Below are 24,917 nucleotides of genomic sequence, written 5' to 3'. Positions count from 1 at the left end.
CCGGTCAGCCGCCGGTGAACAGCAGGATGCCCGAGACGACGACCGCGAGCACACCGAGGCCGATCAGGCCGACCGCGAGGTAGGCGACGGCGCGCACGGCCGGCGACCCCTGCGTCAGCCGCATGCGCCCGCGCGCACCGCGACGATAGAAGATGTCGGCCATGCCCTTGCCCTCGAGCGCCCGCTCCTGCTCGTGCGTCAGGTGCGCCTCGTTCACGCCCCCGTCCTCGTCGAACCAGCGGACGATGCGTCCGTGCTCGGTGTCTTCGAGCACGCCGCGGGTGGGCAGCCAGGTGCCGTCGAAGAGGTACATGATCAGCGCGACGCCCGCGATCAGCGCGCCGGCGGAGAACCCGACCCACGTGAAGATCTCGACGAGCGCGTCGATCGCAGAGTCCATCGGGTCCTCGTCTGTCTCCGGGTACGAAAGAGGGCCGCTTTCGCGACCCTCCGTCAGACTGGAGCCACCTAAGGGAATCGAACCCTTGACCTATTCATTACGAGTGAATCGCTCTGCCGACTGAGCTAAGGTGGCGCGCCCCGCTTGCGCGATGCACGATCAACGATCTTACAGGGTCGCCGAGGCGCTCGCGAACACGCGGGGACGACGCGGCGTCAGCCGCACACGAGGCCGTCCTCGGGAACCACCCCGTCGATGAGGTACTGCTCGACGGCACGGTCGACGCAGTCGTTGCCCTTGTTGTAGCCCGTGTGCCCCTCGCCCTCGCGGGTGATCAGCACCCCCGACGAGAGCTGCTCGGCCAGAGCCACCGACCACTCGTACGGGGTGGCGGGATCGTTCGTCGTCCCGACCACGACGATCGGCGGTGCACCCTCGGCGGTGATCGCCTCCCGGACACCCGTCGCGGGGTACGGCCACACCTCGCACGCGTCCGGACCGAACCAGTACGGCGCGACCGTGGGAGCCTCGGTCCGGAGCCGCTCCTCGGCAGCGGCGAGGTCGGACTCCGACGTGTCGACCGGGTAATCGACGCAGTTGTACGCCCGGAACGCCTCGGTCTGATTGTCGAGATACATGCCGCCCTCGCGGTTGTAGTAGAAGTCCGCGAGCAGGAACGCCGTCTCGGGGTCTCCCTGGAGGGCGCCGTCGAGGGCCGTCGTGAGGAACGGCCAGCTCTCCTGGGAGTAGAGCGCCGAGACGATCGCCGTCAGGAGGGAGTCGGCACCGAGCAGCCGGCCGTCTGCCGCAGGGAGCGGGTCGCGGTCGACCGACGCCAGCAGCGCACCGAGGTCGGCCATCCCGTCGTCGACGGAGCCGCGGAACGGGCAGTCGCTGCTCTCGAGGCAGTCGGCCATGTAGGCGCGCAGGGCCGACTCGAACCCGACGCCCTGGACCACGCTCACGTCGAGCCCGGGGATCGACGGATCGATCGCACCGTCGAGCACGAGCCGCCCCACTTTCTCGGGGAAGAGCTTCGCGTACGTGGCACCCAGGAATGTGCCGTACGAGTAGCCGAGGTAGTTCAGTTCGGAGTCGCCGAGGACGGCACGGAGGAGGTCCATGTCGCGCGCCGCGTTCTCGGTGGTGATGTACGGCAGGATGCCGCCGCTGTTCGCCTCGCAGGCGTCGGCGAAGGCGGCGTGACGCTCGAGGAGCTCGTCGGTCCAGGCATCCGACCCCCGCTCACCGGAGGGGATGCCGAAGAGATAGTCGTCCATCTCGGCGTCGTCGAAGCACGTCACCGCGGTCGACTCGCCGACTCCGCGGGGGTCGAATCCGATGACGTCGAACCGCTCGCGGAGCGGCTCGCCGACGGCGTAGGCGAGCGAGTCGCGGATCAGTCCGACGCCGCTCGCGCCCGGCCCACCCGGATTCGTGAGCAACGACCCGACCGGATCGCCTCCGGTCGCCCGGCTGCGGATCACAGACAGCTCGATCTCGCCCTCGGCCGGGTCGGCCCAGTCCAGCGGCGCCGTGACGGTCGTGCACTCCAAGCCGTCGTCGCACGCCCGCCAGTCCAGGGCCTGCTCGTAGAACGGCAGGAGGTCCTCGGGCACGCCCGCCGTGTCGGGCGCCGGGCTCGCCGTCGACACGGCGCCCTCTTCGGGAATGAGCGCGTACAGGCAGCCCGTCAGGGTGAGGGATGCCGCGGCCAGCGCCGCGACGAAGGCGACGACGCGGCGGGTACGGCGGTGAGGGGACGCGTTCACGGGATCCTTCCGCTCGCGACGGTGACGAGCATGCTCTCGAGGGCGAGGGTGGGGGCGGCGTTGAGTTCGACGTTCTCGCGCGTGGCCGCGATCCGGTCGACGACGATGAGGGTGCGTTCGGGCGTCCATGCCGCGGCGAGAGCACGCAGATCGGGCTCGAGCTCGCGGTTGATGAGGTCGGCGTCGCGGCCGAACTGCAGCATCAGCACGTCGCGGAACATCGACTCGAGGTCGGTGAGCACGCGGTCGATGCCGTCGCGGAGGCTGCGGGTGGCGCGGCGCTTCTGGTCGTCCTCGAGCGCCGAGAGCTGGGCGCGGACCGCGGGCGGCACGGGGGCGCCGTCGGCGATGCCCAGCGTGCGCAGCAGCGAGGAGCGCTCGGCCTCGTCGCGCTCCGCGGTGAGCGCCTTGGCGTCATCGGTCGCCGCCTGGACGATGCGACCGGCGACGTCGACCGCGTCTGCCACCCCCCTCACCCGGAGCACCGCGCGCATCGTGTCGTCGCGACGTGCGCGGGCCGCCGCATCGGTCGCGAGTCGCTGCGCCATGCCGATGTGACGCTGCGCGTGACGCGCCGACTGCTCGGCGACGCGCTCGTCGACGCCGGTGCGCTCAACGATCAGCCTCGCCACGTCGGCGACATCGGGCTCGCGCAGCCGCAGGGTGCGCACGCGCGAGCGGATCGTCGGCAGGAGGTCGGCGTCGCTCGGCGCGCACAGCACCCACACCGTGCGCTCCGGGGGCTCCTCCAGGGCCTTGAGGAGGACGTTCGAGGTGCGCTCGGCCATGCGGTCGGCGTCTTCCATGACGATCACCCGGTAGCGGCCGAGGGAGGGAGAGAAGTACGACCGCTCCACGAGGGCTCGGGCGTCCTTGATCGAGATGATCACGCCCTCGGTGCGCAGCGCCGTGAGGTCGGGATGGGTTCCGGCGAGCACCTGCCGCATCGCGTTCTCGTCGCCGGGCTCGGCGATGAGGGCGGCGGCGAACGCGTAGGCGAGCGTGGAGCGCCCCGACCCGGGAGGGCCGGTGATGAGCCAGGCGTGCGTGAGCGACTCCGGGTCGGATGCCGCATCCTGCAGCGTCGCGACGGCGTCGGGCTGACCCCACACCTCGCCCCAGGGTACCCCCGTCCGCGTGCGCGACGGCGCGGCGGACGGGGTGGACTCCATGCCTGTCAGCCTAGCCTCGGCCACCGACTCCCCCGCGGCTCAGCCGAGGAGCGCGGCGACGCGGTCGCGCACCGTCGCGGTGAGTTCCGCGGGCGGCCGCGCGGCGTCCAGCACGAGGAAGCGCTCCGGCTCTGCGCCGGCCAGGGCGAGGAACTCCTCGCGCACGCGGACGTGGAAGGACTCGCGTTCGGCCTCCAGCCGGTCGAACGGCTTGTCGTCGGCGTCGAGGCGTCGGCGGGCGACCGCCGGATCGAGGTCGAGGAGCACCGTCAGGTCGGGGAGGAGTCCGCCCGTCGCCCAGAGCGAGAGCTGTCGCACCTCCTCGGTGCCGAGCACGCGCCCGGCGCCCTGGTACGCGACGGACGAGTCCAGGTAGCGGTCCTGGATGACGACGTCACCGCGCTCGAGCGCCGGGCGCACCACGGTTTCGACGTGGTGGGCGCGGTCGGCGGCGTAGAGCAGCGCCTCGGCACGAGGAGCGACCTCGCCCCGGTGGTGGAGGACGATGTCGCGGATCAGTCGCCCGACCTCGGTGCCACCGGGCTCGCGCGTACGGACGACGCGGTGCCCGGCATCCGTCAGCCATTCCTCGAGAAGCGCCGCCTGCGTCGTCTTCCCGGCGCCGTCGCCGCCCTCGAACGTGAGGAACAGACCGGGTCGCCGCGGGCCGCCCGTCACTTCTTCGCCGGCGACTTCTTGGCGGGGGCGCGACGCGTCGTGCGCTTGGGCGCCGGGCCTTTGGCGCGCTTGTCGGCGAGCAGCTGGACGGCGCGCTCGTACGTCACCTCATCGGCGCTCTCGCCGCGCGGGATCGTGGCGTTGGTCTCGCCGTCCGTGACGTACGGACCGAAGCGTCCGTCCTTCAGCTTGATCGGCTTGCCGCTCGTGGGGTCGTTCTCGAACTCCTTGAGCGCGCTGCTCGCTCCGCGGGCGCCGTACTTCGGCTGGGCGTACACGGCGAGCGCCTCCTCGAGCGTGATGTCGAAGATCTGCTGCTCGCTCTGCAGCGTGCGCGAGTCGGTCCCCTTCTTGAGGTAGGGGCCGTAGCGGCCGTTCTGCGCGGTGATCTCGGTTCCGGACTCCGGATCGGCTCCCACCACGCGGGGCAGGTCGAGCAGGCGAAGCGCCGTCTCGAGATCGATCGTGTCGACCGACATCGACTTGAACAGCGACGCCGTCCGCGGCTTGGGCGCGGCCTCTTTCTTGGCGCCGCGCTTCTTGGGGGCGGGGGTGCCGGAATCCGGTTCCTGAGCCTGTCGAAGGGCTCCGGTGGAGGCATCCACCTCTTCGTCGGCCGGCGGGTCGGTCTCCTGCACGTACGGGCCGAAGCGGCCGTCCTTGACGACGATGAGCTTGCCGTTGGCGGGGTTCTCACCCAGCACGCGGTCGCCGGCGACGGGAGCGTCGATGAGCTCCTTCGCCTTTGCGGGGGTGAGTTCGTCGGGCGCGAGGTCCTCGGGGATGTTGACCCGGCGCGGCTCCCCCTCGGGGTTCTCGGCGTTCGGCACCTCGAGGTAGGGCCCGTACTTGCCGAAGCGCAGGGTGGCGACGTCGCCGATGGGGGTGGAGTTGAGAGCGCGCGCGTCGATCTCGCCGAGGTTCTCGACGATGTTCCGCAGGCCCACCTGCGCATCGGAGCCGAAGTAGAACTCTTTGAGCCAGTCCTCGCGCTTCTGCTCGCCCCGTGCGATCGCGTCGAGGTCGTCCTCGAGGGCTGCCGTGAAGTCGTAGTCGACGAGGTCGGCGAAGTGCTGCTCGAGCAGCCGCACGACGCTGAATGCGAGCCAACTCGGGATCAGTGCTTGTCCGCGCTTGGTGACGTAGCCGCGGTTGAGGATGACGTCGATGATGCTGGCGAACGTCGAGGGGCGGCCGATGCCCTTCTCCTCAAGCGCCTTGACCAGGCTCGCCTCGGTGTAGCGGGGCTTCGGGCTGGTGGCGTGGCCCTTCGGCTCCACCTCCTTGAGCCGCAGGCTGTCGCCGACCGCGAGCGCCGGGAGGGACTGGTCGTCTGCCTTGTCGGCGTCGCCGCGCTTCTCGTCCTTGCCCTCTTCGTATGCCTCGAGGAACCCCTTGAACGTGTAGACGGTGCCGGAGGCGGTGAACTCGGCGCGGCGGCCGCCGGCGTCGACGGCGAGTGTGACGGTGGTCGTCTCGTACTTCGCGTCGGACATCTGGCTGGCCATCGTGCGCTTCCAGATGAGGTCGTACAGCCGCTGCTCGTCGCGGTCGAGCTCGCCCGACACCGAGGCGGGCGTGCGGAACTCCTCGCCCGACGGACGGATGGCCTCGTGCGCCTCCTGCGCGTTCTTGCTCTTGCTCGCATATGTACGCGGGTTGAGCGGCACGGCCTTCTCGCCGTACATCGCGACGGCCTGCGCGCGAGCGGCCTGGACCGCCTGCGTGCTCAGCGCCGTCGAGTCGGTGCGCATATAGGTGATGAAGCCCTTTTCGTAGAGGCGCTGGGCGACGCTCATCGCGTGCTTCGCGCTCATGGAGAGCTTCCGCCCGGCCTCCTGCTGGAGCGTCGAGGTGGTGAAGGGGGCGCGGGGGCTGCGCGTGCCGGGCTTGGATTCGAGGGCCGACACGGATGCCTCGCCCGCCGTCTCGATCGCCTCGGCGAGCTTCTTCGCCTCGGCCTCGTCGAGGACCAGCACGGCCTTCTTCAGCACCCCTGCGTCGTCGAAGTCGGTACCGCGGGCGAGCGCCGCACCGTCGACCCGTGCGAGTCGCGCAGAGAACGACTCGGAGGCCTTCACCGCGAGCGTCTCGATGTCCCAATACGAGGCGGATACGAACGCCATGCGCTCGCGCTCGCGCTCGACGACCATGCGGGTGGCGGCGGATTGCACACGCCCGGCCGACGTGCCCTGCTGCACTTTGAACCACAGCACCGGGCTCACGTCCCAGCCGTACAGCCGGTCGAGGATGCGGCGCGTCTCCTGCGCGTCGACCAGCGCGAGGTCGAGTTCCCGCGTGTTGTCGACGGCGGCGCGGATCGCGTCCTTGGTGATCTCGTGGAAGACCATGCGGCGGACGGGAACCTTGGGCTTGAGTGTCTCCAGCAGGTGCCACGCGATGGCTTCGCCCTCGCGGTCCTCATCCGTGGCGAGCAGGAGCTCGTCCGCTCCCTTCAGCGCCCGCTTGAGCTCCGCGACGGTTTTCTTGCCGCGCTCGCTCTCGACGTAGTAGGGGTCGAAGCCGTTGTCGATGTCGATGGAGTACTTGCCGTACGCCTGCTTCTTGTCGGCGGGGATGTCCTTCTTGTCCGCGAGGTCGCGGATGTGCCCGACCGAGCTGAGCACCTCGTAGCCGTCTCCGAGGTAGCCCTGGATCGACCTCATCTTCGTCGGGGACTCGACGATGACGAGCTTCTTGCCTTCTGCCAAAGGGGGCGTCCTTTCTTCGACGCAAACCATACACGCCATATTTCGGTGTGGAGCCTGAGAGGTTCCCTCATGACGGCGGCCCGGCGCGCGCCGAGGCGCGCGCGGAGATCGGGCCGAGCTGCACCGCCACGCTCACCGTGGCGACCAGGCCGTCCAGTCCGCACTCCGTCACACGTGCTCCCCACGCGGCGGCCGTCTGCTCCGCACGCTCGCATGGCACACCGGTCGCCGCGCCCGATGCGGCGTCCGCCGCCGCGAGCGCCGCCGCATCGGCGGCTCCCGCCAGGCGCTGACCGGCGACGGCGGCGGCGGGCACTCCGGTCAGGCCGACGGCGACCACCGCGGCAACCCCCATGACCCCCACCGCCAGTGACGAACCGGCCATCAGCGGCCTCCGTCCAGCGCGCATCCGGCGGCCTCGAGCCGGATCCCCAGGAGCGCTTCGCTCGTGGCGGTCACGCACACGAGGTCGTCCCGCGCAGTGACGACCGCCGAGGCACTCGGCACCGCGTCGCTCACAGCCTCGCGCACGCGATCGATCGGCTCACCGCGCGCGGCCAGGCGCGCGGCGTCGGCGACGGCATCCTGGAGTCTCACCTGCCGAGAACCCGCCGCAAGCATTCCGGAGCCGAGCAGGAGGACCAGGACGACGGCGGGCAGCGCGACCGCGAACTCGGCGACGACAGAACCGCGGTCGTCGCCGAGACGCGGTGCGCTCACGCGACCGTGAGGGCTCGGCGGACGAGATCGGTCAGGATGCCCCGGACCTCGTCCGAGCGCATGATCACGACGAGGAGCCCCGCGAACGCGACCGCCGCCATGGTGGCGATCGCGTACTCGGCCGTGGCCGCGCCGGTGTCGTCCTCGTGCGTCACGGCGAAGAGCCGGGCCGCTCGGCGGGCTGTCAGGCGGGGAAGGGTCATCGGCAGCATGTGCATCTCTCTTTCACTGGTGGATGGGCGGGTGGGCACGGTCGGGCGGTCACCAGGAGATGCTCATCGTCGACACGACGCTGAGCACCATCGGCGCGACGCCGAGGAACAGGAAGGCGGGCAGCGTGCACACCCCGAGCGGCAGCAGGAGCCGTGACGACAGCCGGGCGGCGCGGAGCCGGCCGTCGATGCGCGCGCGATGCCGGGCGAGCGCCGCGGAGGCGCGGAGCAGCTCGACTGCGGGCACCCCGGCGGATCGGGAGAGGGTGAGGACGCGGTCGGTGTCGGGATCCGCCGGCGACCCCGCCTGTGCGACGAGGTCCGTCGCGCGCTCGATCGACACGCCGCCGCTCAGCGCGATCGCGAGCAGCTCGGCCGTGTGGCCCGCGACCTCGGCTTCGCCGCGTGCCCGGGCGACGAGCGTCGTCGTCCAGAGCCGGGAGAGCGCGATGAGCGCCACCCCGGCGAACAGGCAGGCGAGCCCCACCGGATGGCCCACGAGTGAGCCGAACGTGTCGAATCCGAGCACCGTCCCGAGCCCGACCGCGACGAGCGGCAGCCACCCCATGAGACGAGCCGTCCCGGCCGGTTCGGCGAGCGCGACACGGACCTCGTCGGCCGCCTCTTGCGCGTCGCGGAGCGCGGCGGCGAGGCCCCGCAGGCTCTCGGCGAGCGGTGCACCGACGGTGGTGGCGACACGCCACGCGCGGGCCACCTCCGCCCATCCCACGTCGTGGGCGGCGCCGGGCTTGCGGGACCGTCGGGTCGCGGGCGATGCTCCGACCGATGCGATCGCGTCGGGGAGCGTCATCCCTCGATCCACCGCGTCCGCGACGCGACCCGCTGCCTTGTCGCCGGCCTCCGCCAGGTATGTCCAGGCGCGGCCCGGCGCGACGCCCGCCTGGAGGAGCACCGCGAGCCTGAGCACGGTCTCGGCGGCCGCCGAGGCATCCGCTGCGGCGGCAGCACGACGGGTCACTCCGACCACGGCAGCTCCTCGATCGCCAGACGCCCGCGGTCATCGACGAAGGGCCGGCCGACGGCGACCAGCCGACGTGCGCCGTTCGAGCGCTCGACATGGAGCACGCGACCGATCGCGCTGGCGACCTGCCGGGCGAGCGCGCGGTCGTCGAGCCCCGCGAGCGCACCGAGCGCCTCCAGCCGCGCGGGTACGTCGTGCAGACCATTCGCGTGGACGGTGCCGGCCCCTCCGTCGTGACCGGTGTTGAGCGCGGACAGCAGCTCGCGCACCTCTTCTCCTCGACACTCCCCCACGACGAGGCGGTCGGGCCGCATGCGCAGCGCTTCGCGCACCAGCCGGGCAAGGCCGATACCCCCGGCGCCCTCGAGATTGGGCTGGCGGGCCTCGAGTCTGACGTGGTGGGGATGCGCGAGCTGGAGCTCTACGACGTCCTCGATGGTGATGATGCGCTCGTGCCGTGGCGCGCACCCGAGCAGGCCGCCGAGGAGCGTCGTCTTGCCGGCGCCCGCGGCACCGGAGATGAGGAGGTTCTCGCGTCGTTCGACAAGGCGCTCGAGGCTCCAGCGCACCCCGTCGTCGAACATGCCCGCGCCCTCGAGGGATTCCAGGGTCGGACGCGCCAGGCGCGGGACGCGAAGCGAGATCGCCGTACCGTCGGCCGCGACCGGCGGCAGCACGGCGTGGACCCGGATTCCGCCGTCGATCCGCACATCGACCGCTGGACTCGCGTCGTCGATGTGCCGGCCGCCGAGCGCGATGAGGGCGACCGCGAGGTCGCGGACGTCGGACTCGGCGGCGGCCCAGCCGGGCTCGTGGACCGGTCCGGAGCCCCGATCGACGAACAATCCCGCTGCGCCGTTGACGAAGAGATCCGTGACCTCCGGGTCGCCGAGGTACCGCGCGAGGGGCGCGAGGGACGGATGCCTCGGCCCCGGCATCGCGGCCGGCACCGCCGCCACGACACCGGCGGGCACAGGGGCCGGGGCGAGCACACGAGCCGGGGCGACTGCTCCGCGCGGGCGGACGACGAACGGTTCGGGCATCCTCCGACGCTAGGAGGCCGCCGATGCGGGAGGAGGCGCCGGTGGACGACCGGAGGAGAAGCCGTCGGGACGGGGTGCCTGGGGAGGAGGGGGCCCGGGATGAGTGCCGAAACGAAGGGCGGCATCCCATGGGGGGAATGGGATGCCGCCGCGCGCGACACCACTGTTCGGGGGGTGATTCGGGTGTCGCAATGCCAGAATCGATGTTCGGCCGCTGGACAGCATATGCGACGAGGGGGCCGCCGCAAAACGGATCATGAGAGCCTTCTCACTCATATATCGGTCGAGTCCGGGAACGCGCGTTGCCTACTAATGGGGGTAGTGAGCCGGTGTCCGGCTGGCTACATTTCGAGTCAGACTCGGCCGGGGACCGGCCTTCATCCCAGCCCGCGAAGGAGCGTGCTCAATGAGCAGCCAGATCGACCACCTGCTGAACGAGGACCGGCGTTTCGCGCCGAGCGAGGAGTTCGCGGCGGACGCGATCGCGTCGGCCGACCTGTACGACCGTGCCGCCGGCGACCGCGAGGGCTTCTGGGCCGAACAGGCCCGCGAGCTCCACTGGCACACGCCGTTCACGCAGACGCTCGACTGGTCCAACCCTCCCTTCGCGCGGTGGTTCGCGGACGGCGAGCTCAACGTCGCCTACAACTGCCTCGACCGCCATGTCGAGGCAGGGCATGGCGATCGCGTGGCGCTGCTCTGGGAAGGCGAGCCGGGCGACGAACGCCGCGTGACCTACGCGGAGCTGACGGACGAGGTCAAGCGCCTCGCGAACGTGCTCCGCGGACTCGGCATCGGCGCCGGCGACCGCGTCGCCATCTACCTGCCGATGATCCCGGAGGCGATCGCGGCGATGCTCGCCGTGGCGCGCATCGGAGCGATCCACTCGGTCGTCTTCGGGGGCTTCTCCGCCGACAGCCTGCGGGCGCGCATCGACGACGCCGGCGCGCGCCTGGTCATCACGGCGGACGGCGGATACCGCAAGGGCAAGGTGTCGCCGCTCAAGCCCGCCGTCGACCTCGCCCTGGGCGAGCGCAACGGGTCGGGCCCGCAGGAGACCGTCGAGCACGTGCTCGTGGTGCGGCGGGGCGGGAACGACATCGAGTGGACGGAGGGCCGCGACATCTGGTGGCACGACGTCGTCCCACAGGCATCCGCCGAGCACGAAGCAGAGGCGTTCCCGGCCGAGAACCCGCTCTTCATCCTGTACACCTCGGGGACGACCGGGAAGCCGAAGGGCATCCTCCACACGTCGGGCGGCTACCTCACTCAGGCGGCGTTCACGAACAGGACCGTGCACGACATCCACCCCGAGACCGACGTGTTCTGGTGCACCGCCGACATCGGCTGGATCACCGGCCACAGCTACGTCGCCTACGGCCCGCTCGCCAACGGCGCGACACAGGTCATCTACGAGGGCACGCCCGACACCCCCCACCCGGGCCGCTGGTGGGAGATCGTCGAGAAGTACGGCGTGACGATCCTGTACACCGCGCCGACCGCGATCCGCTCGTTCATGAAGATCGGCCGCGCGGTGCCGCAGAAGTTCGATCTGTCCTCGCTGCGACTGCTCGGGTCGGTCGGCGAACCCATCAACCCCGAGGCGTGGATGTGGTACCGCAAGATCATCGGGGGCAAGACGGCGCCGATCGTCGACACGTGGTGGCAGACCGAGACCGGCGCGATCATGATCTCCGCGCTTCCCGGCGTGACCGAGACCAAGCCCGGCTCCGCCCAGGTGCCGCTCCCCGGAATCTCGGTCGACGTCGTCGACGAGGACGGCTCGCACGTCGGCAACGGCAACGGCGGACTGCTCGTGATCACCGAGCCGTGGCCGTCGATGCTCCGCGGCATCTGGGGCGACCCGGAGCGGTTCGTCGAGACCTACTGGGACAAGTTCCGCGCTCAGGGGTACTACTTCGCCGGGGACGGCGCGCGTCTGGACGACGACGGCGATGTGTGGCTGCTCGGACGCGTCGACGACGTTATGAACGTCTCCGGACACCGGCTCTCGACGACCGAGATCGAATCGGCCCTGGTCGGCAACGAGGCGGTGGCCGAGGCCGCCGTCGTCGGCGCATCGGACGAGACCACCGGCCAGGCCGTGGTCGCGTTCGTCATCATCAAGCAGTCCTACCTTCACGAGCACTCCGCGGAGGGTCTCGCTCAGTCGCTCCGCGGATGGGTCGGCGAGCAGATCGGTCCGATCGCGCGGCCCCGCGACGTCTACATCGTCGGCGAGCTGCCCAAGACTCGCTCGGGCAAGATCATGCGCCGGCTGCTGCGCGATGTGGCCGAGGGCCGCGAGGTCGGTGACACCACGACCCTGGCCGACACCGCCGTCATGAGCGTGATCTCCGCCCAGGTGAGATGACCGCGATCGGATGCTCCGGCACCGCGCTGTGCCGGAGCATCCGTCGCCTGGGTCAGGAGAGGGAGAAGACGACCTCGACCTCGACGGGAGCGTCGAGCGGCAGGACGGGTACGCCGACAGCGGACCGCGCGTGGCGGCCCGCGTCGCCGAAGATCTCGCCGAGGACCTCGCTCGCGCCGTTGATCACGCCGGGCTGCCCGGTGAACTCCGGGACGGATGCCACGAAGCCCGTGACCTTGACCACCCCGGTGAGCCGGTCCACGCCGCCCGCGGCGGCCGCGGCCGCCGCCACGGCGTTGAGGGCGCACTGCCGCGCGTAGTCCTTCGCATCGGCGGCCGGAACGAGGCCTCGCCCTTCGCCCACCTTGCCGGTCGCGGGGAGCGCGCCGGACACCATCGGGAGCTGCCCGGCGGTGTAGACCAGGTCGCCGTGGAGCTTCGCCGGCACGTAGGCGGCGACCGGCGGGACCACCTCGGGAAGGTCGATTCCCAGTTCGGCGAGCCGCTGCGAGACCGTCATGCTCACTCCCCCTCGAACTGCCGCGCGGCCTGGGTCGCGGCATCCAGTCCGGTGTTGGCTCCGCCGCCACCGGACGGGCGCTTGAAGTAGGCCACGAGGCCGCCCTCGGGTCCGGGCACGACCTGCACCAGCTCCCACCCCTGCTTGCCCCAGTTGTTGAGGATCGCGGCGGTGTTGTGGATCAGAAGGGGCGTGGTGAGATACTCCCACGTCGTCATCGCGGCTCCTCGAGTCGGCGAGCGGAATCGTCTTGGTGAAGGCTGGGAAACGCCCTGTGGGCGCACGTCCGTCAGGGAATCGCCCAGGTAGTTCCCTTACGATCAACCCTATGCCTCATACCAATCGATCGGCTAGCGGTGTGCTCGGCGGCTTCGCCGGCCTCGTCGGCCTGAGCGCTGTGGCCGGCGTCCTCGTCGCCGCGACCGTGACTCCCGCGATCGCGCTCTCGGGCGCCGCGGCGACGAGCGCGATCACGATGTTCGACAACCTCCCGAGCGTGCTCGAGATCGACAAGCTGATGCTGCCGACGACGCTCTATGTCAAGGCCGACCCGTCGAAGGACGAGTACGTCGAGATGACGCAGTTCTACGACCAGAACCGCTCTCCGGTCGAGTATGACGAGGTCACGCCGGTGATGTACGACGCGATCCTCTCCAGCGAGGATCCCCGCTACTACCAGCACGGCGGAGTCGATCTCATCGGAACGACGCGAGCGGTGCTCTCGAACATCCAGGGCGGAGGCGAGACGCAGGGCGGCTCGACCATCAGCCAGCAGTACGTCAAGAACATCCTCGTCCAGCGCTGCGAGGCACAGGCCGAGACCGAGGAGGAGAAGCTCGACTGCTGGACCGACGCCACCACCGCGGTGGGCGACGAGGGGATCCAGCGAAAGCTTCAGGAGATGCGCTACGCCATCTCTCTGGAGAAGAAGTACGACAAGGAGTCGATTCTCCTCGGCTACCTCAACATCGCGAACTTCGGCGGACGCACCTACGGCATCGAAGCGGCCGCGAAGCGCTACTTCGGCGTGAGCGCGAAGGACCTGACCCTCGCACAGGCTGCCACTCTCGCGGGCATCGTGCAGAACCCCAACACCTACCGCATCGACATGCCCGCCGGCTCGATCTACGACGGCGACGGCGTCGGCTACAACAAAGCCCCCGATGGCTCGATCGACGACGTCAACCCGCGTCAGATCGCGGCCCTGACCTCGAAGCTCGACGCGGGCGAGATCACGCAGGAGCAGTACCTGGCGGCCGCCGACGGCTACAGCGCCACGAAGGGCCGCCAGCTCTATGTGCTCACGCGCATGCTCGACGACGGAAAGATCACGCAGGAGCAGTACGACGCTGCGGTGCTCGAGCCGATCACGCCCAATGTCACCTCCCCGAAGGTGGGCTGCGCCGCCGCGACCGGTCTTGAGTACTTCTGCCAGTACGTTCGCTACGTCATCGAGAAGGACCCGGCCTTCGGCGCCACACAGGAGGAGCGCACCGAGAAGCTGCGCCGCGGCGGACTGAACGTCTACACCACCGTCGACCTGCGCCTGCAGTACGAGGCGCAGACCACGATGAACACGCTCGCGCCGTCGTCCGTACCCGGTGGCTACTTCGGAGCGACGTCGATGAGCCTGGAGGCGGGCACGGGCCGCATTCTGGCCGTGGCGCAGAACACCAAGTTCAGCGAGTCGATCCAGGACGACCCGAACTACACCCCCATCGTCTACGCCGGCGACCTCGAGTTCGGCGGATCGATCGGATTCAGCGCCGGATCGACCTTCAAGCTGTTCACCCTGATCGACTGGCTCGAGAAGGGCCACTCCGTCAACGAGGTGGTCGACGGTCGTAACAAGGTGATCCCGCAGTGGCCGGACTCCTGCTACAACGGCGGCACCTACACCAACGTCGACCGGTGGAACCCCAAGAACTTCCAGAATCAGTCCGGCTATGTCGGCACCCCGATGCAGTTCACGCGCGACTCTCTGAACACCGGCTTCCTTGCGATGGCCGCCGAGCTCGACCTGTGCGACATCGGCAAGGTCGCCAAGCGCATGGGGGTCACCCTCGGCGACGGCGAGGACATCGTCATGACCGGCCCCAACAAGGTCATCGGCGACTCCGCGGTCTCGCCGCTGGCGATGGCCGCCGCGTACGCCACCGTCGCGAACAACGGCGTCTACTGCCAGCCGCAGGCGATCGACCGCGTGACCGACTCCGACGGCAACGAGATCGCCAAGCCCGAGCGCAAGTGCTCGCAGGTGATCGATCCGGCGGTCGCCGCGACGGCCGCGTACGCCTTCGAGGGCGTCATGCAGCCCGGCGGCAGCGCCTATCCCGGCAACCCCTTCGACGGCACGCCGGTGATGGGCAAGACCGGAACGCACGAGGAGACCCACACCTGGATCGTCGAGTCGAGCACGAAGGTCACCACCGCGGTGTGGACCGGAAACGTCAAGGGCCAGATCTCGCTCTACGACAAGTACTGGACCGGAAGCTACGAGCCGCTCAGCCGGATCCGCTTCCAGATGGCTCGTCAGCTCCAGCACCTGGCCAATGAGCTCTACGGTGGCGACCGCTTCCCCGGCCCGGACGGAAACCTTTCCCGCCAGGTGTACGCCGACCTTCCCGACGTCGTCGGCAAGTCCATGGACGAAGCCCGGGGCATCCTGCAGTCGGCCGGGTTCCAGGTGACCGACGGCGCCCCGGTGGACTCGGACCTGCCGACCGGCGTGGTCGCCGCGCAGAGCCCGGGAGCGGGCCGCGTGGCCGGCGGCACCGTAGTGACGATCAGTCCGAGTAACGGGCAAGGCATCAGCGTGCCCGACGTCGCCGGACGCCAGCTCGACCGCGCGATCGCCGACCTTCGCAAGGCCGGATTCGGCAACGTCCTGCCAGGCACGTGCTCCGAGAACGAGGACGCCGATGCCCAGGGTGAGGCAACCGGCACCAAACCGGCCGCCGGCACGGTGACCAACCGCAACACGGCCATCACCGTCGACTACGTCGCCCGCAGCTGCGGCGGCGAGGACGGCGACGGCGGCGGCGACGACTAGTGCCGCCGCGTACCTCGACCGCCCCTTCCCTCGCCCCCGCTGCGCTCATCGCGGCGGGGGCGGTGGGGGTTGCGGCGGCTGTGTGGGGGATCGCGATCGAGCGCTACCTGTTCACGGTGCGCTGGCACGAGCTGCCGATCCTCCCCGCCGGGTCGCGTCCGCTGCGCGTCCTGCACCTGTCCGACGCCCACATGGCGCCCTGGCAGCACCGCAAGCAGCGGTGGATCGCGGCGCTCGCCGACCTCGAACCGGATCTGGTCATCAACACGGGCGACAACCTGGGTCACATCGACGGCCTGCGCGGTCTCCGATCCGCCTTCGACCCGCTGCGCGGCATCCCCGGATTCTTCGTCCACGGGTCCAACGATCACGTCGCCCCGTCGCCCCGGAATCCGCTGAAATACCTCACCGGGCCGTCGCAGTCCTCGGGGAAGCCCCGCTCGGAACCCCTCGACACCGATGCCCTCGACGGCTACCTCGGCGAGGAGCTCGGCTGGCTCGACCTCAACAATGCGGTGGGCTCCGTGGAAGCCGCCGGTCTGCGCATCGATGCGTTCGGGGTGAGCGACGCGCACCGCGACTGGGATCGTCTCGAAATCCTGCCACCGCTCCTCGACGAGCTGCGCGGTGAGGCTGCTGCCGACCTCACGATCGGCGTCACGCACGCGCCCTACCGGCGGATCCTCGACGGGTTCACCGATCTCGGTGCGGACGTGATCTTCGGGGGCCACACGCACGGCGGCCAGGTCCGCATCCCGGGTTCGCCTGCGGCCCTCGTCGCCAACTGCGACATCCCGCTGCGACAGGCGCGCGGGCTGAGCGCGTGGTCGCACGGCGGCCGCCGGGTGCCGCTGAACGTGAGCGCCGGGCTCGGTCACTCCATCTACGCCCCCGTGCGGTTCGCGTGCCGGCCCGAGGCCTCGCTCCTCACGCTCACCTCCCGCTCCTGACCCGGATCCACCGCGGTTCGGAGCACACTCCGCGATCGGTTAGACTCGGAGGGTTGCAAAACGGGGTGTGGCGCAGCTTGGTAGCGCGCGTCGTTCGGGACGACGAGGCCGCAGGTTCAAATCCTGTCACCCCGACCGGAAACGAACGAGGCGAGGAGCAGATGACCGCTCCTCGCCTCGTCGCCTTCGATCTCGACGACACGCTGGCGCCCTCGAAGAGCGCCATCGACCCGCGCATCGGCGATCTCCTCATCGCGCTGGCCGAGCGCGTCGAGGTGGCGATCATCTCGGGCGGTCAGCTGGCGCAGTTCACGTCGCAGGTCGTCGATCGACTCCCGGATGCCGCGCCGCAGACCCTGTCGCGCCTTCATCTGCTCCCCACGTGCGGTACTCAGTACTACCGGATCACGCCGGACGGCGTGTCGACGGTGTACGCCCACCGCCTCACCGATGACCAGAAGTCGCGCGCTCTCGCCGCCGTCGAGGCCGAGGCGCGGCGCCTGGGGATGTGGGAGAGCGAGACGTGGGGAGACATCCTCGAGGATCGCGGCTCGCAGATCACGTTCTCCGCGCTGGGTCAGCGGGCGCCGCTCGAGGCCAAGCTCGCGTGGGATCCGACCGGCGAGAAGAAGAACTCGCTGCGCGCGGCCGTGGCCGAGCGCATCCCCGACCTCGAGGTGCGGTCGGGCGGTTCGACCTCCATCGACATCACGCATCGGGGCATCGACAAGGCGTACGGGATGCGCAAGCTGTCGGAGCAGACCGGGATCGCGCTCGACGACATGTTGTTCGTCGGGGACCGACTCGACCCCGACGGCAACGACTATCCGGTTCTGGCGCTGGGTGTCGCCTGCCGTGCGGTCGAGGGGTGGGAGGACACCGCCGACTTCCTCGACGAACTCCTGCCCGCCCTGTCCGAGCGCGGCTGACGCGGGTCAGACCTTCGCGGCGCGGGACCTCGGCGCAGCGCGCCGGGCGGGCGCAGGCGCGTCCACCGGCTGCAGCCTGCTCAGCTGCGTCACGTGCTTCGGCTCGAGTTCGGCGAGCGAGGACACGCCGAGGAGCTTCATCGTCCGTTCGATCTCGCCGCGCAGGATCTCGATCGTCCGGTCCACTCCGGCTCGTCCGCCCGCCATCAGTCCGTAGAGATACGCCCGCCCGATGAGGGTGAACTTCGCGCCGAGTGCGATGGACGCCACGATGTCCGCGCCGTTCATGATGCCGGTGTCGACCATCACGGTGGCGTCCCTGCCCACTTCGTGCACGACGCGCGGCAGCAGGTGGAACGGGACGGGCGCGCGGTCGAGCTGGCGCCCACCGTGGTTGGAGAGGATGATCCCGTCCACGCCGGCGTCGATGAGGCGCACGGAGTCCTCGACGTTCTGCACACCCTTGACCACGATCTTCCCCGGCCAGAGGTCGCGGATGACCGCGAGATCGTCATAGCCGATCGTGGGGTCCATCGCGGAGTCGAGCAGCTCGCCGACCGTTCCGCCGGTGGCCTGCAGCGACGCGAACTCCAGCTTCGGCGTGGTCAGGAAGTCGTACCACCACCACGGACGCGGGATCGCATTGACGATCGTGCCGAGCGTGAGCTGCGGGGGAATCGAGAAGCCGTTGCGCTTGTCGCGCAGCCGTGCACCCGCGACCGGGGTGTCGACGGTGAATTGGAGGGTGTCGAATCCCGCCGCCGCGGCGCGCCGGGCGAGACCGTACGAGATCTCGCGGTCGCGCATGACGTACAGCTGGAACCAGTTGCGCCCGTGCGGGTTCGCCGCCTTCACGTCCTCGATCGAGGTCGTGCCGAGCGTCGAGAGGGTGAAAGGGATGCCGGCGGCGCCGGCTGCGGATGCTCCGGCCACCTCCCCCTCGGTCTGCATGAGTCGCGTGAATCCGGTGGGGGCGATCCCGAACGGGAGCGCGCTCGGACCGCCGAGGATCTGGGTCGAGGTGTCGACCTCGGGCGCGGGACGCAGGATGCCGGGGTGGAACTCGATGTCCTCGAATGCCTGCCGGGCGCGCGCGAGCGAGAGCTCGCCCTCGGCTGCACCGTCGGTGTAGTCGAACGCCGCCTTGGGCGTGCGCCGCTTCGCGATCGCGCGCAGGTCGTGGATCGTGAGCGCCGATTCGAGGCGGCGCTTGCGTCCGTCGAGCTCGGGCTTCTTGAACGTCATCAGCTCGAGGAGCTCGGCGGGATTGGGCAGCTGTCGCTGGACCATGGGGCGTGCTTCCTTCAGTCGGTGGCGCGGGCAAGGCCCGCTTCGGCGTAGTAACCGGTGATGTGGTCGTGGACGAGGGTGCGGGCGCGGCGCGAATCACCGGCGTCGACTGCGTCCAGGATCGCGCGGTGCTCGGACCGCAGCCGGGATGCCGTGGCATCCCAGTCGGCGACGACCTCGGCGCCCGCCTGGACGTAGGACTCGATCGCCGTGCGGAGTCCTGCCATCATGGCGGCGATGACGACGTTGCCGGATGCCTCGGCCAGCGCGAGGTGGAGCTGCGCGTCGAGGGACAGGAACTCCCCGGGGGTCAGGTCTGCGGCATCCATCGCGTCGACCACGGCGTGCGCGGAGGCGGTGTCACGGTCGGTGGCGGCGGCCAGCGTGTCGACGACCGCCGACTCGAGGACGAGGCGCGTGCGGACCACGTCGTCGAGCGGGAACCCCTGGGCGGCGACCTGCAGCCGCAGCAGCGCCGACATGCCGCCCTGGGGCGTCGCGATGATGATGGCGCCCGAGGACGGGCCCGACCCCGTGCCGGTGCGGATGAGGCCCATGACCTCGAGGACGCGCAGCGCCTCGCGCACGCTCGACCGGCCGACGCCGAGCGTCGTGGCGAGCTCGCGCTCCGGCGGAAGCCGGTCTCCCGGCTGCAGGCGTCCCTCGAGCAGGTCTGCCTCGACGCTTTCGAGCACGAGCTGCCAGGCGCGGGCCGGCGGCGGGGCCGACGTCGGCGTTGACTGATCCACGGGACTCCTCGGTGTTGTGGTCGGACCACAGTAACGTGTGGTCCGACCACAAGCAACCGCTACCCTGGCGGCATGGACCCCCTTCTCCTCGTCCTCATCGTCGCCGGCGCGGCGAGCGCGTTCTGCTGGATCGCATCGCTCCTCACCAAGGACACGTCATGGGTCGACCGCCTGTGGTCGATCGTGCCCGTCGTCTACGTGTGGATCTTCGCCGGCGCGGCCCTGCTGGCGGGCGTCGACGCGACGCGGCTCGTCGTCATGGCCGTGCTCGTCACGGCGTGGGGCGCGCGTCTCACCTTCAATTTCGCGCGCAAGGGCGGATACACGGGCATGGAGGACTATCGCTGGGCGATCCTCCGCGGCCGGATGACGCCGCGGCAGTTCCAACTCTTCAATCTGTTCTTCATCGTCCTCTACCAGAACGCCCTGCTCGTCCTCATCACGCTGCCGGCCTACGTCGCGTGGCAGCATCCCGTGCCCTTCACCTGGCTCGACGCGATCCTCGCGATCGTGTTCGCCGGCTTCCTCGTGGGCGAGTTCGTCGCCGACCAGCAGCAGTGGGAGTTCCATCAGCGCAAGAAGGCCGCGGGCGGGCACCTCGAACCGGGCTTCGTCACCACCGGGCTCTTCGCCTACAGCCGGCACCCGAACTTCTTCTTCGAGCAGGCGCAGTGGTGGGTGTTCTACGCACTCGGCGCCGTCGCGCTCGCGGCGGACGGCGGCGGCTGGCTGAACTGGACCATCGCCGGAGCAGCGCTGCTGACGCTGCTGTTCATCGGATCGACCATCTTCACCGAGTCGATCACATCGTCGAAATACCCGGCCTACGCCGAGTACCGCAGGACGACCTCGATGCTCGTCCCGCTCCCCCGCCGCCGCCGGCGCGCCGCGGAACCGGCCGCACCGTAGGGTTCAGGCTCGCGCGTAGCCGTCCGGGTTGTTCGTCTGCCAGTTCCAGTAGTCGCGGCAGGCGTCGTCGATCGTGAGGCGGGTCGACCACCCGAGCTCGCGATGCGCCTTGGCGGGATCGGCGTAGCTCGCGGCGACGTCTCCGGCTCGGCGCGGCGCGATCCGGCGCGGGATGTCGCGCCCGCTCGCGCGCTCGAACGCGGCGATCAGCTCGAGGACCGACACCGGCGTGCCCGTGCCGAGGTTGAACACGTCGTACCCGGGCTGCGCGTGCTCCAGCGCGGCCACGTGGCCCGCCGCGAGGTCGGTCACGTGGATGTAGTCCCGCAAGCCCGTGCCGTCCGGAGTGTCGTAATCGGTGCCGAACACGGCGACCTCGGGAAGGGTTCCGATCGCGACGCGCGAGACGAACGGCATCAGGTTGTTCGGGATGCCGTGCGGGTCCTCGCCGAGGAGGCCGGACGCGTGCGCGCCGACCGGGTTGAAGTATCGCAGGCTGACGGCCCGCAGCGCGGGGTCGGCGGCCGCGGCATCCGACAGGATCTCCTCGATGATGCGCTTCGTCTTGCCGTACGGATTTGCGAGGTCTATGCCGGTGGGAGACTCCTCGGTGAGCGGGAGCTCCTCCGGGGTGCCGTACACCGTCGCCGAACTGGAGAACACGATCGTGGGGATGCCCTGCGCGGCCATCACCTTCAGGAGCGCGATCGTCGTGCCGACGTTGACGTCGTAGTAGCGGACGGGTTCGGCGACGGACTCGCCGACGGCCTTCAGACCGGCGAGGTGGATGACCGCCTGGACGGGGGCGTGCTCGCGCACGAAGTCCGTGAGGGCGTCCGCGTCCCGCACGTCGGCGACCAGCAGCGGGACGGTCTCTCCCGTGATCCGCTCGATGCGCGCGACGGCCTCCGCGCTCGTGCCCGACAGGTCGTCCACCACGAGCACGTCGTGCCCGGCCTCGAGGAGCGCGAGCGCGGTGTGCGCGCCGATGTAGCCGGCCCCGCCGGTGAGGAGAACTCGCATGCCGCCAGCCTAGTTGCCGGGGATGCGACCCCCCGACTCGCGCAGGTAGCACTCCGCGCACATGGACTCGTAGGTGACCCGGTCGCTGGAGAGCTCGTCGATCGCCACCTGATCTCCGTCGAAGACGAACCGCCCGCCCACGAGCCGCGCGTTGAACAGTGCCTTGCGTCCGCAGCGGCAGATCGTCTTCAGCTCCTCGAGGCTGTGGGCGAGCTCGAGCAGCCGACCCGAACCGGGGAATGCCTGCGTCTGGAAATCGGTGCGGATGCCGTAGGCGAGGACCGGGATGCGATCGAGGACGACGATCCGCAGCAGATCGTCGACCTGGACGCGCGTGAGGAACTGCGCCTCGTCGATGAGGAGGCAGGCCACCTCGACCTCGCCGTCGATCGCGGACTCGGGGATGAGGGCGTCCTCGAACCGCTCGCGCAGGCGCGCGCGATGCTCGGCGAAGAGAGCGCGCAGGTCGGCGTCAGCGGGAATGAGGAAGTCGACCGTCCGCTCCACGCCGAGACGGCTGCGGATCTGGTCGGCGCCCTTGGTGTCGACCTCGGGCTTGGCCAGCAGAACGTGCTGGCCGCGCTCCTCGTAGTTGTAGGCGGCCTGGAGGAGCGACGTCGACTTTCCGGAGTTCATCGCTCCGTAGCGGAAGTAGAGTTTGGCCACCGGGCGAGTCTACGGAAATCGGTGCCGCGGTCAGGCCGTGAGCGCCAGGGCCTCGGCGGTCTCGGTCAGCGTCTCATCGGCGACTTCAGGACGGGTGTTGAGCGTGTCGCCGTAGCTCGGGATCAGTTCGCGCAGGTGCGGCGCCCACGAGTCGACGCGATCGGGGAAGCACGTCTTGAGCAGGCCGAGCATGATCGACGCGGCCGTCGACGCACCCGGCGAGGCACCGAGCAGACCCGCGATCGTGCCGTCCGCGCCGGTCACGACCTCGGTCCCGAACTGCAGGATGCCGCCCTTCTCGGGGTCCTTCTTCATGACCTGGGCGCGCTGGCCCGCCTGGATGAGCTCCCAGTCCTCGTCCTTCGCCGTCGGCATGAACGTGCGGAGGCTGTCGACCTTGCGCTTGTGGTTCTTCAGGAGCTCGCCCACGAGGTACGAGATGAGCGACGGGTTGTCCCACGCGACCTTCAGCATCGGTCCGAGGTTGTGCGGGCGCACCTGGGTCACGAGGTCGAGCATCGAGCCGTTCTTGAGGAACTTGGGGCTGAACGTCGCGAACGGGCCGAAGAGCAGCGACGCCTCGCCGTCGACCACGCGGGTGTCGAGGTGCGGCACCGACATCGGCGGAGCGCCGACCGAGGCCTGCGAGTACACCTTGGCCTTGTGCTGGGATACGACGGCGGGGTTCGTCGTCTTGAGGAACTGCCCGCCGATCGGGAACACCCCGTAGCCCTTGATCTCGGGGATGCCCGAGCGCTGCAGGAGCTTGAGCGCCCACCCGCCCGCACCGACGAACACGAACTTCGCGCGGATGCTCCCGGGGGTCCGGCCGATCGAACGCCGGTAGCGGACATCCCAGGTGCCGTCGGCGAGGCGCTTGAGCCCGCGCACCTCGGTGTTGGTGCGGACGTCCGCGCCGCTCTCGGCGAGGTGCGCGAGCAGCTGACGCGTGAGTGCGCCGAAGTCCACGTCGGTGCCGGCCGGCACGCGCGTCGCCGCGAAGGGCTCGCCCTTGCGGCGCTTCTGCATGAGCAGCGGCGCCCACTGGTTGATGACGCGGGAGTCCTCGCTGTACTCGATGCCCACGAACAGCGGCTGGTCCTTGAGCGCCTCGTAGCGCTTCTTGAGGTACGCGACATCCTTCTCGCCCTGGACGAACGTCATGTGCGGCGCCGAGTTGATGAACGTCGACGGCTCGTCCAGCACGCCCCGCTCGACCAGCGACGCCCAAAGCTGGCGGCTCTGCTGGAACTGCTCGTTGATCGAGATCGCCTTCGCCGGGTCGACCGAGCCGTCCTTGCCCTCGGGCATGTAGTTCAGCTCGCACAGGGCGGCGTGCCCGGTGCCGGCGTTGTTCCACGCGTTGGAGCTTTCGAGCGCGACATCGGACAGCCGCTCGAAGACGGCGATCTTCCACGACGGCTGGAGCTCGTGCAGCAGCGTGCCGAGCGTCGCGCTCATGATCCCGCCGCCGATCAGCAGCACATCGACGGTGCCGGCGGGCATGTCGCTGTCGTCGGGGTGGGGCAGGGCGTCTGCGGGCGTTTCGGTCACCCGACGATTCTAGTTCGGGGTCGCAGTCGCGCAGACCGTGGGGCGGGCTTCACAGCGAAAGAACATCGCTTCTTGCGGCGACGCCAAGCGGGCGGGTGCCGTATCAGGCGTGGGCGCCCAGGGAAGCGGCGACGACCTCGGCGATCTGGACCGCGTTGAGCGCGGCGCCCTTGCGCAGGTTGTCGTTCGAGATGAAGAGCACGAGACCCTTGCCCTCGGGCGCCGACTGGTCGGCGCGGATGCGGCCGACAAAGCTCGGGTCCTTCCCGGCGGCCTGGAGCGGTGTGGGAACCTCTTCGAGTGCCACGCCGGGCGCCGACGCGAGGATCTCGCGCGCGCGGTCCGGGGTGATGTCGCGGGCGAACTCGGCATGGATCGAGAGCGAGTGACCGGTGAACACCGGGACACGCACGCACGTGCCGGCCACGCGCAGGTCGGGCAGCTCGAGGATCTTGCGGCTCTCGTTGCGGAGCTTCTTCTCCTCGTCCGTCTCGCCCTGGCCGTCGTCGACGAGGCTGCCCGCCAGCGGGATGACGTCGAACGCGATCGGCGCGACGTACTTCTCCGGCTCGGGGAAGTCGACCGCGGAGCCGTCGTGCACGAGGTCGAGCGTCCGGCCCTGAGCCAGCACCCCCTCGACCTGGCCGAGGAGCTCCTGGGCGCCCGCGAGTCCGGACCCGCTCACGGCCTGGTAGGTCGACACGATCAGCCGCTCGAGGCCGGCCTCGGCATCCAGCACCTTCAGCACCGGCATCGCGGCCATCGTGGTGCAGTTCGGGTTGGCGACGATGCCCTTCTTCGCCTCGGTGATCGCGTGCGGGTTGACCTCGCTCACCACGAGCGGGACGTCGGGGTCCATGCGCCACGCACTGGAGTTGTCGATCACGAGGGCCCCCGCCTCGGCGAAGCGCGGGGCGTGGGCGCGGCTGCCCGTCGCGCCGGCCGAGAAGAGGGCGATGTCGATGCCGGCCGGGTCGGCGGTCGCGACATCCTCGATGACCACGGTCTCCCCCGCGAACTCGACAGCCGTTCCGGCCGACCGGGCGGTCGCGAAGAGGCGCAGCTCGCGGATCGGGAAGCGGCGCTCGAGGAGGATCTCGCGCATGACGGTGCCGACCTGGCCGGTGGCGCCGACGACGGCGACGGAGAGTCCTGAATCGGAGATGCGGGTCATGAGGGATCCTTGGTGCGAAGAGGTCGCGCAGACGTCA

General features: G+C 70.1%; 23 protein-coding genes and 2 tRNA genes. 6 read left to right on the top strand and 19 right to left on the bottom strand.

Annotated elements, in window-relative coordinates; translation table 11 throughout:
- Positions 1-4 precede the first annotated feature (4 nt).
- From ACFQ0P_RS10820 to ACFQ0P_RS10770, 11 genes are all read right to left on the bottom strand, one after another.
- Positions 5-400: a hypothetical protein gene (locus tag ACFQ0P_RS10820; RefSeq protein WP_204978713.1), complete on the bottom strand. Its 396-nt coding sequence runs from the start codon at positions 398-400 to the stop codon at positions 5-7.
- 59 nt (positions 401-459) lie between these two features.
- Positions 460-535 (bottom strand) — tRNA-Thr (locus ACFQ0P_RS10815).
- Between the two features lie 80 nt (positions 536-615).
- Positions 616-2,172, bottom strand: a complete 1,557-nt coding sequence (locus ACFQ0P_RS10810) for an alpha/beta hydrolase (protein WP_204978712.1) — start codon at positions 2,170-2,172, stop codon at positions 616-618.
- Positions 2,169-3,344, bottom strand: coding sequence for a DNA polymerase III subunit delta' (locus ACFQ0P_RS10805; protein WP_204978711.1), 1,176 nt, complete (start codon positions 3,342-3,344; stop codon positions 2,169-2,171). Before ACFQ0P_RS10805 ends, ACFQ0P_RS10810 begins: the two co-directional genes overlap by 4 nt.
- A 39-nt stretch (positions 3,345-3,383) precedes the next feature.
- Positions 3,384-4,022, bottom strand: coding sequence for a dTMP kinase (tmk, locus tag ACFQ0P_RS10800; protein ID WP_204978710.1), 639 nt, complete (start codon positions 4,020-4,022; stop codon positions 3,384-3,386).
- Entirely contained in the window at positions 4,019-6,733 is a 2,715-nt protein-coding gene (gene topA, locus ACFQ0P_RS10795; RefSeq protein ID WP_204978709.1) for a type I DNA topoisomerase, read from the bottom strand. Before topA ends, tmk begins: the two co-directional genes overlap by 4 nt.
- A 67-nt stretch (positions 6,734-6,800) precedes the next feature.
- Positions 6,801-7,118 (bottom strand): helicase, encoded by a 318-nt coding sequence (locus tag ACFQ0P_RS10790; protein WP_204978708.1) that lies wholly within the window; start codon positions 7,116-7,118, stop codon positions 6,801-6,803.
- A complete protein-coding gene (locus tag ACFQ0P_RS10785) occupies positions 7,118-7,453 on the bottom strand; it encodes a TadE family type IV pilus minor pilin (protein WP_204978707.1) in 336 nt (111 codons plus the stop codon). The genes ACFQ0P_RS10790 and ACFQ0P_RS10785 overlap by 1 nt, the downstream gene beginning before the upstream one ends.
- A complete protein-coding gene (locus tag ACFQ0P_RS10780; RefSeq protein WP_204978706.1) occupies positions 7,450-7,665 on the bottom strand; it encodes a DUF4244 domain-containing protein in 216 nt (71 codons plus the stop codon). Before ACFQ0P_RS10780 ends, ACFQ0P_RS10785 begins: the two co-directional genes overlap by 4 nt.
- Before the next feature lie 49 nt (positions 7,666-7,714).
- A complete protein-coding gene (locus ACFQ0P_RS10775) occupies positions 7,715-8,653 on the bottom strand; it encodes a type II secretion system F family protein (RefSeq protein ID WP_378772135.1) in 939 nt (312 codons plus the stop codon).
- On the bottom strand, positions 8,641-9,690 hold the full coding sequence (locus tag ACFQ0P_RS10770; protein ID WP_204978705.1) for a TadA family conjugal transfer-associated ATPase: 1,050 nt from the start codon (positions 9,688-9,690) through the stop codon (positions 8,641-8,643). Before ACFQ0P_RS10770 ends, ACFQ0P_RS10775 begins: the two co-directional genes overlap by 13 nt.
- A 406-nt stretch (positions 9,691-10,096) precedes the next feature.
- On the opposite strand from ACFQ0P_RS10770, the gene acs reads away from it, so the two are divergent.
- Positions 10,097-12,064 (top strand): acetate--CoA ligase, encoded by a 1,968-nt coding sequence (acs, locus tag ACFQ0P_RS10765; protein WP_204978704.1) that lies wholly within the window; start codon positions 10,097-10,099, stop codon positions 12,062-12,064.
- Between the two features lie 52 nt (positions 12,065-12,116).
- On the opposite strand, the gene ACFQ0P_RS10760 is transcribed toward acs, so the two are convergent.
- Together ACFQ0P_RS10760 and ACFQ0P_RS10755 are read right to left on the bottom strand one after the other, a co-directional pair.
- The gene (locus ACFQ0P_RS10760) at positions 12,117-12,584 is read right to left on the bottom strand and encodes a RidA family protein (protein WP_204978703.1); all 468 of its coding nucleotides are present in this window, start codon (positions 12,582-12,584) and stop codon (positions 12,117-12,119) included.
- A 2-nt stretch (positions 12,585-12,586) separates the two neighbouring features.
- Complete coding sequence (locus ACFQ0P_RS10755) at positions 12,587-12,802, bottom strand: DUF4177 domain-containing protein (RefSeq protein ID WP_204978702.1); 216 nt, start codon at positions 12,800-12,802, stop codon at positions 12,587-12,589.
- Positions 12,803-12,912: 110 nt separating this feature from the next.
- Between ACFQ0P_RS10755 and ACFQ0P_RS10750 the strand changes: the two genes are divergently transcribed.
- From ACFQ0P_RS10750 to ACFQ0P_RS10735, 4 genes are all read left to right on the top strand, one after another.
- The gene (locus ACFQ0P_RS10750; RefSeq protein ID WP_204978701.1) at positions 12,913-15,636 is read left to right on the top strand and encodes a transglycosylase domain-containing protein; all 2,724 of its coding nucleotides are present in this window, start codon (positions 12,913-12,915) and stop codon (positions 15,634-15,636) included.
- On the top strand, positions 15,636-16,586 hold the full coding sequence (locus tag ACFQ0P_RS10745) for a metallophosphoesterase (protein WP_378772132.1): 951 nt from the start codon (positions 15,636-15,638) through the stop codon (positions 16,584-16,586). Before ACFQ0P_RS10750 ends, ACFQ0P_RS10745 begins: the two co-directional genes overlap by 1 nt.
- Positions 16,587-16,647: 61 nt before the next feature.
- Positions 16,648-16,721, top strand: a tRNA-Pro gene (locus ACFQ0P_RS10740).
- Positions 16,722-16,747: 26 nt separating this feature from the next.
- A complete protein-coding gene (locus tag ACFQ0P_RS10735; protein WP_204978700.1) occupies positions 16,748-17,515 on the top strand; it encodes an HAD-IIB family hydrolase in 768 nt (255 codons plus the stop codon).
- Between the two features lie 6 nt (positions 17,516-17,521).
- Here ACFQ0P_RS10735 and ACFQ0P_RS10730 read toward each other — a convergent pair whose 3' ends face one another.
- Positions 17,522-18,805 carry an alpha-hydroxy acid oxidase gene (locus tag ACFQ0P_RS10730; RefSeq protein ID WP_204978699.1) on the bottom strand — a complete coding sequence of 428 codons (1,284 nt, stop codon included), beginning with the start codon at positions 18,803-18,805 and terminating at the stop codon, positions 17,522-17,524.
- A gap of 14 nt (positions 18,806-18,819) precedes the next feature.
- Positions 18,820-19,554 carry a FadR/GntR family transcriptional regulator gene (locus tag ACFQ0P_RS10725; RefSeq protein ID WP_204978698.1) on the bottom strand — a complete coding sequence of 245 codons (735 nt, stop codon included), beginning with the start codon at positions 19,552-19,554 and terminating at the stop codon, positions 18,820-18,822.
- 72 nt (positions 19,555-19,626) lie between these two features.
- On the opposite strand from ACFQ0P_RS10725, the gene ACFQ0P_RS10720 reads away from it, so the two are divergent.
- The gene (locus tag ACFQ0P_RS10720) at positions 19,627-20,463 is read left to right on the top strand and encodes a DUF1295 domain-containing protein (protein WP_204978697.1); all 837 of its coding nucleotides are present in this window, start codon (positions 19,627-19,629) and stop codon (positions 20,461-20,463) included.
- Positions 20,464-20,466: 3 nt separating this feature from the next.
- Here the strand turns inward: ACFQ0P_RS10720 and galE are convergent, their stop codons facing one another.
- The 4 genes from galE to ACFQ0P_RS10700 all read right to left on the bottom strand — a co-directional run bounded on the left by galE (position 20,467) and on the right by ACFQ0P_RS10700 (position 24,880).
- On the bottom strand, positions 20,467-21,486 hold the full coding sequence (galE, locus tag ACFQ0P_RS10715; RefSeq protein ID WP_204978696.1) for a UDP-glucose 4-epimerase GalE: 1,020 nt from the start codon (positions 21,484-21,486) through the stop codon (positions 20,467-20,469).
- A gap of 9 nt (positions 21,487-21,495) precedes the next feature.
- Entirely contained in the window at positions 21,496-22,152 is a 657-nt protein-coding gene (locus tag ACFQ0P_RS10710; RefSeq protein WP_204978695.1) for a thymidine kinase, read from the bottom strand.
- A gap of 30 nt (positions 22,153-22,182) precedes the next feature.
- On the bottom strand, positions 22,183-23,658 hold the full coding sequence (locus tag ACFQ0P_RS10705) for a malate:quinone oxidoreductase (RefSeq protein WP_204981353.1): 1,476 nt from the start codon (positions 23,656-23,658) through the stop codon (positions 22,183-22,185).
- A gap of 151 nt (positions 23,659-23,809) precedes the next feature.
- Positions 23,810-24,880, bottom strand: coding sequence for an aspartate-semialdehyde dehydrogenase (locus ACFQ0P_RS10700; protein ID WP_204978694.1), 1,071 nt, complete (start codon positions 24,878-24,880; stop codon positions 23,810-23,812).
- Positions 24,881-24,917: the final 37 nt, after the last annotated feature.

This window comes from Microbacterium insulae, from assembly GCF_042677065.1.
Taxonomy (GTDB): Bacteria; Actinomycetota; Actinomycetes; order Actinomycetales; family Microbacteriaceae; genus Microbacterium; species Microbacterium insulae.
Note: the sequence above shows the minus strand (reverse complement) of the source record. Positions and strands in the feature narration are given on the sequence as shown.

Coding starts and splice junctions, on each gene's coding strand:
- ACFQ0P_RS10820 (WP_204978713.1), bottom strand. CDS start 400: ATGGACTCTGCGATCGACGCGCTCGTCGAGATCTTCACGTGGGTCGGG.
- ACFQ0P_RS10805 (WP_204978711.1), bottom strand. CDS start 3,344: ATGGAGTCCACCCCGTCCGCCGCGCCGTCGCGCACGCGGACGGGGGTA.
- ACFQ0P_RS10790 (WP_204978708.1), bottom strand. CDS start 7,118: ATGGCCGGTTCGTCACTGGCGGTGGGGGTCATGGGGGTTGCCGCGGTG.
- ACFQ0P_RS10780 (WP_204978706.1), bottom strand. CDS start 7,665: ATGCTGCCGATGACCCTTCCCCGCCTGACAGCCCGCCGAGCGGCCCGG.
- ACFQ0P_RS10770 (WP_204978705.1), bottom strand. CDS start 9,690: ATGCCCGAACCGTTCGTCGTCCGCCCGCGCGGAGCAGTCGCCCCGGCT.
- acs (WP_204978704.1), top strand. CDS start 10,097: ATGAGCAGCCAGATCGACCACCTGCTGAACGAGGACCGGCGTTTCGCG.
- ACFQ0P_RS10760 (WP_204978703.1), bottom strand. CDS start 12,584: ATGACGGTCTCGCAGCGGCTCGCCGAACTGGGAATCGACCTTCCCGAG.
- ACFQ0P_RS10755 (WP_204978702.1), bottom strand. CDS start 12,802: ATGACGACGTGGGAGTATCTCACCACGCCCCTTCTGATCCACAACACC.
- ACFQ0P_RS10750 (WP_204978701.1), top strand. CDS start 12,913: ATGCCTCATACCAATCGATCGGCTAGCGGTGTGCTCGGCGGCTTCGCC.
- ACFQ0P_RS10735 (WP_204978700.1), top strand. CDS start 16,748: ATGACCGCTCCTCGCCTCGTCGCCTTCGATCTCGACGACACGCTGGCG.
- ACFQ0P_RS10730 (WP_204978699.1), bottom strand. CDS start 18,805: ATGGTCCAGCGACAGCTGCCCAATCCCGCCGAGCTCCTCGAGCTGATG.
- ACFQ0P_RS10720 (WP_204978697.1), top strand. CDS start 19,627: ATGGACCCCCTTCTCCTCGTCCTCATCGTCGCCGGCGCGGCGAGCGCG.
- galE (WP_204978696.1), bottom strand. CDS start 21,486: ATGCGAGTTCTCCTCACCGGCGGGGCCGGCTACATCGGCGCGCACACC.
- ACFQ0P_RS10705 (WP_204981353.1), bottom strand. CDS start 23,658: ATGCCCGCCGGCACCGTCGATGTGCTGCTGATCGGCGGCGGGATCATG.
- ACFQ0P_RS10700 (WP_204978694.1), bottom strand. CDS start 24,880: ATGACCCGCATCTCCGATTCAGGACTCTCCGTCGCCGTCGTCGGCGCC.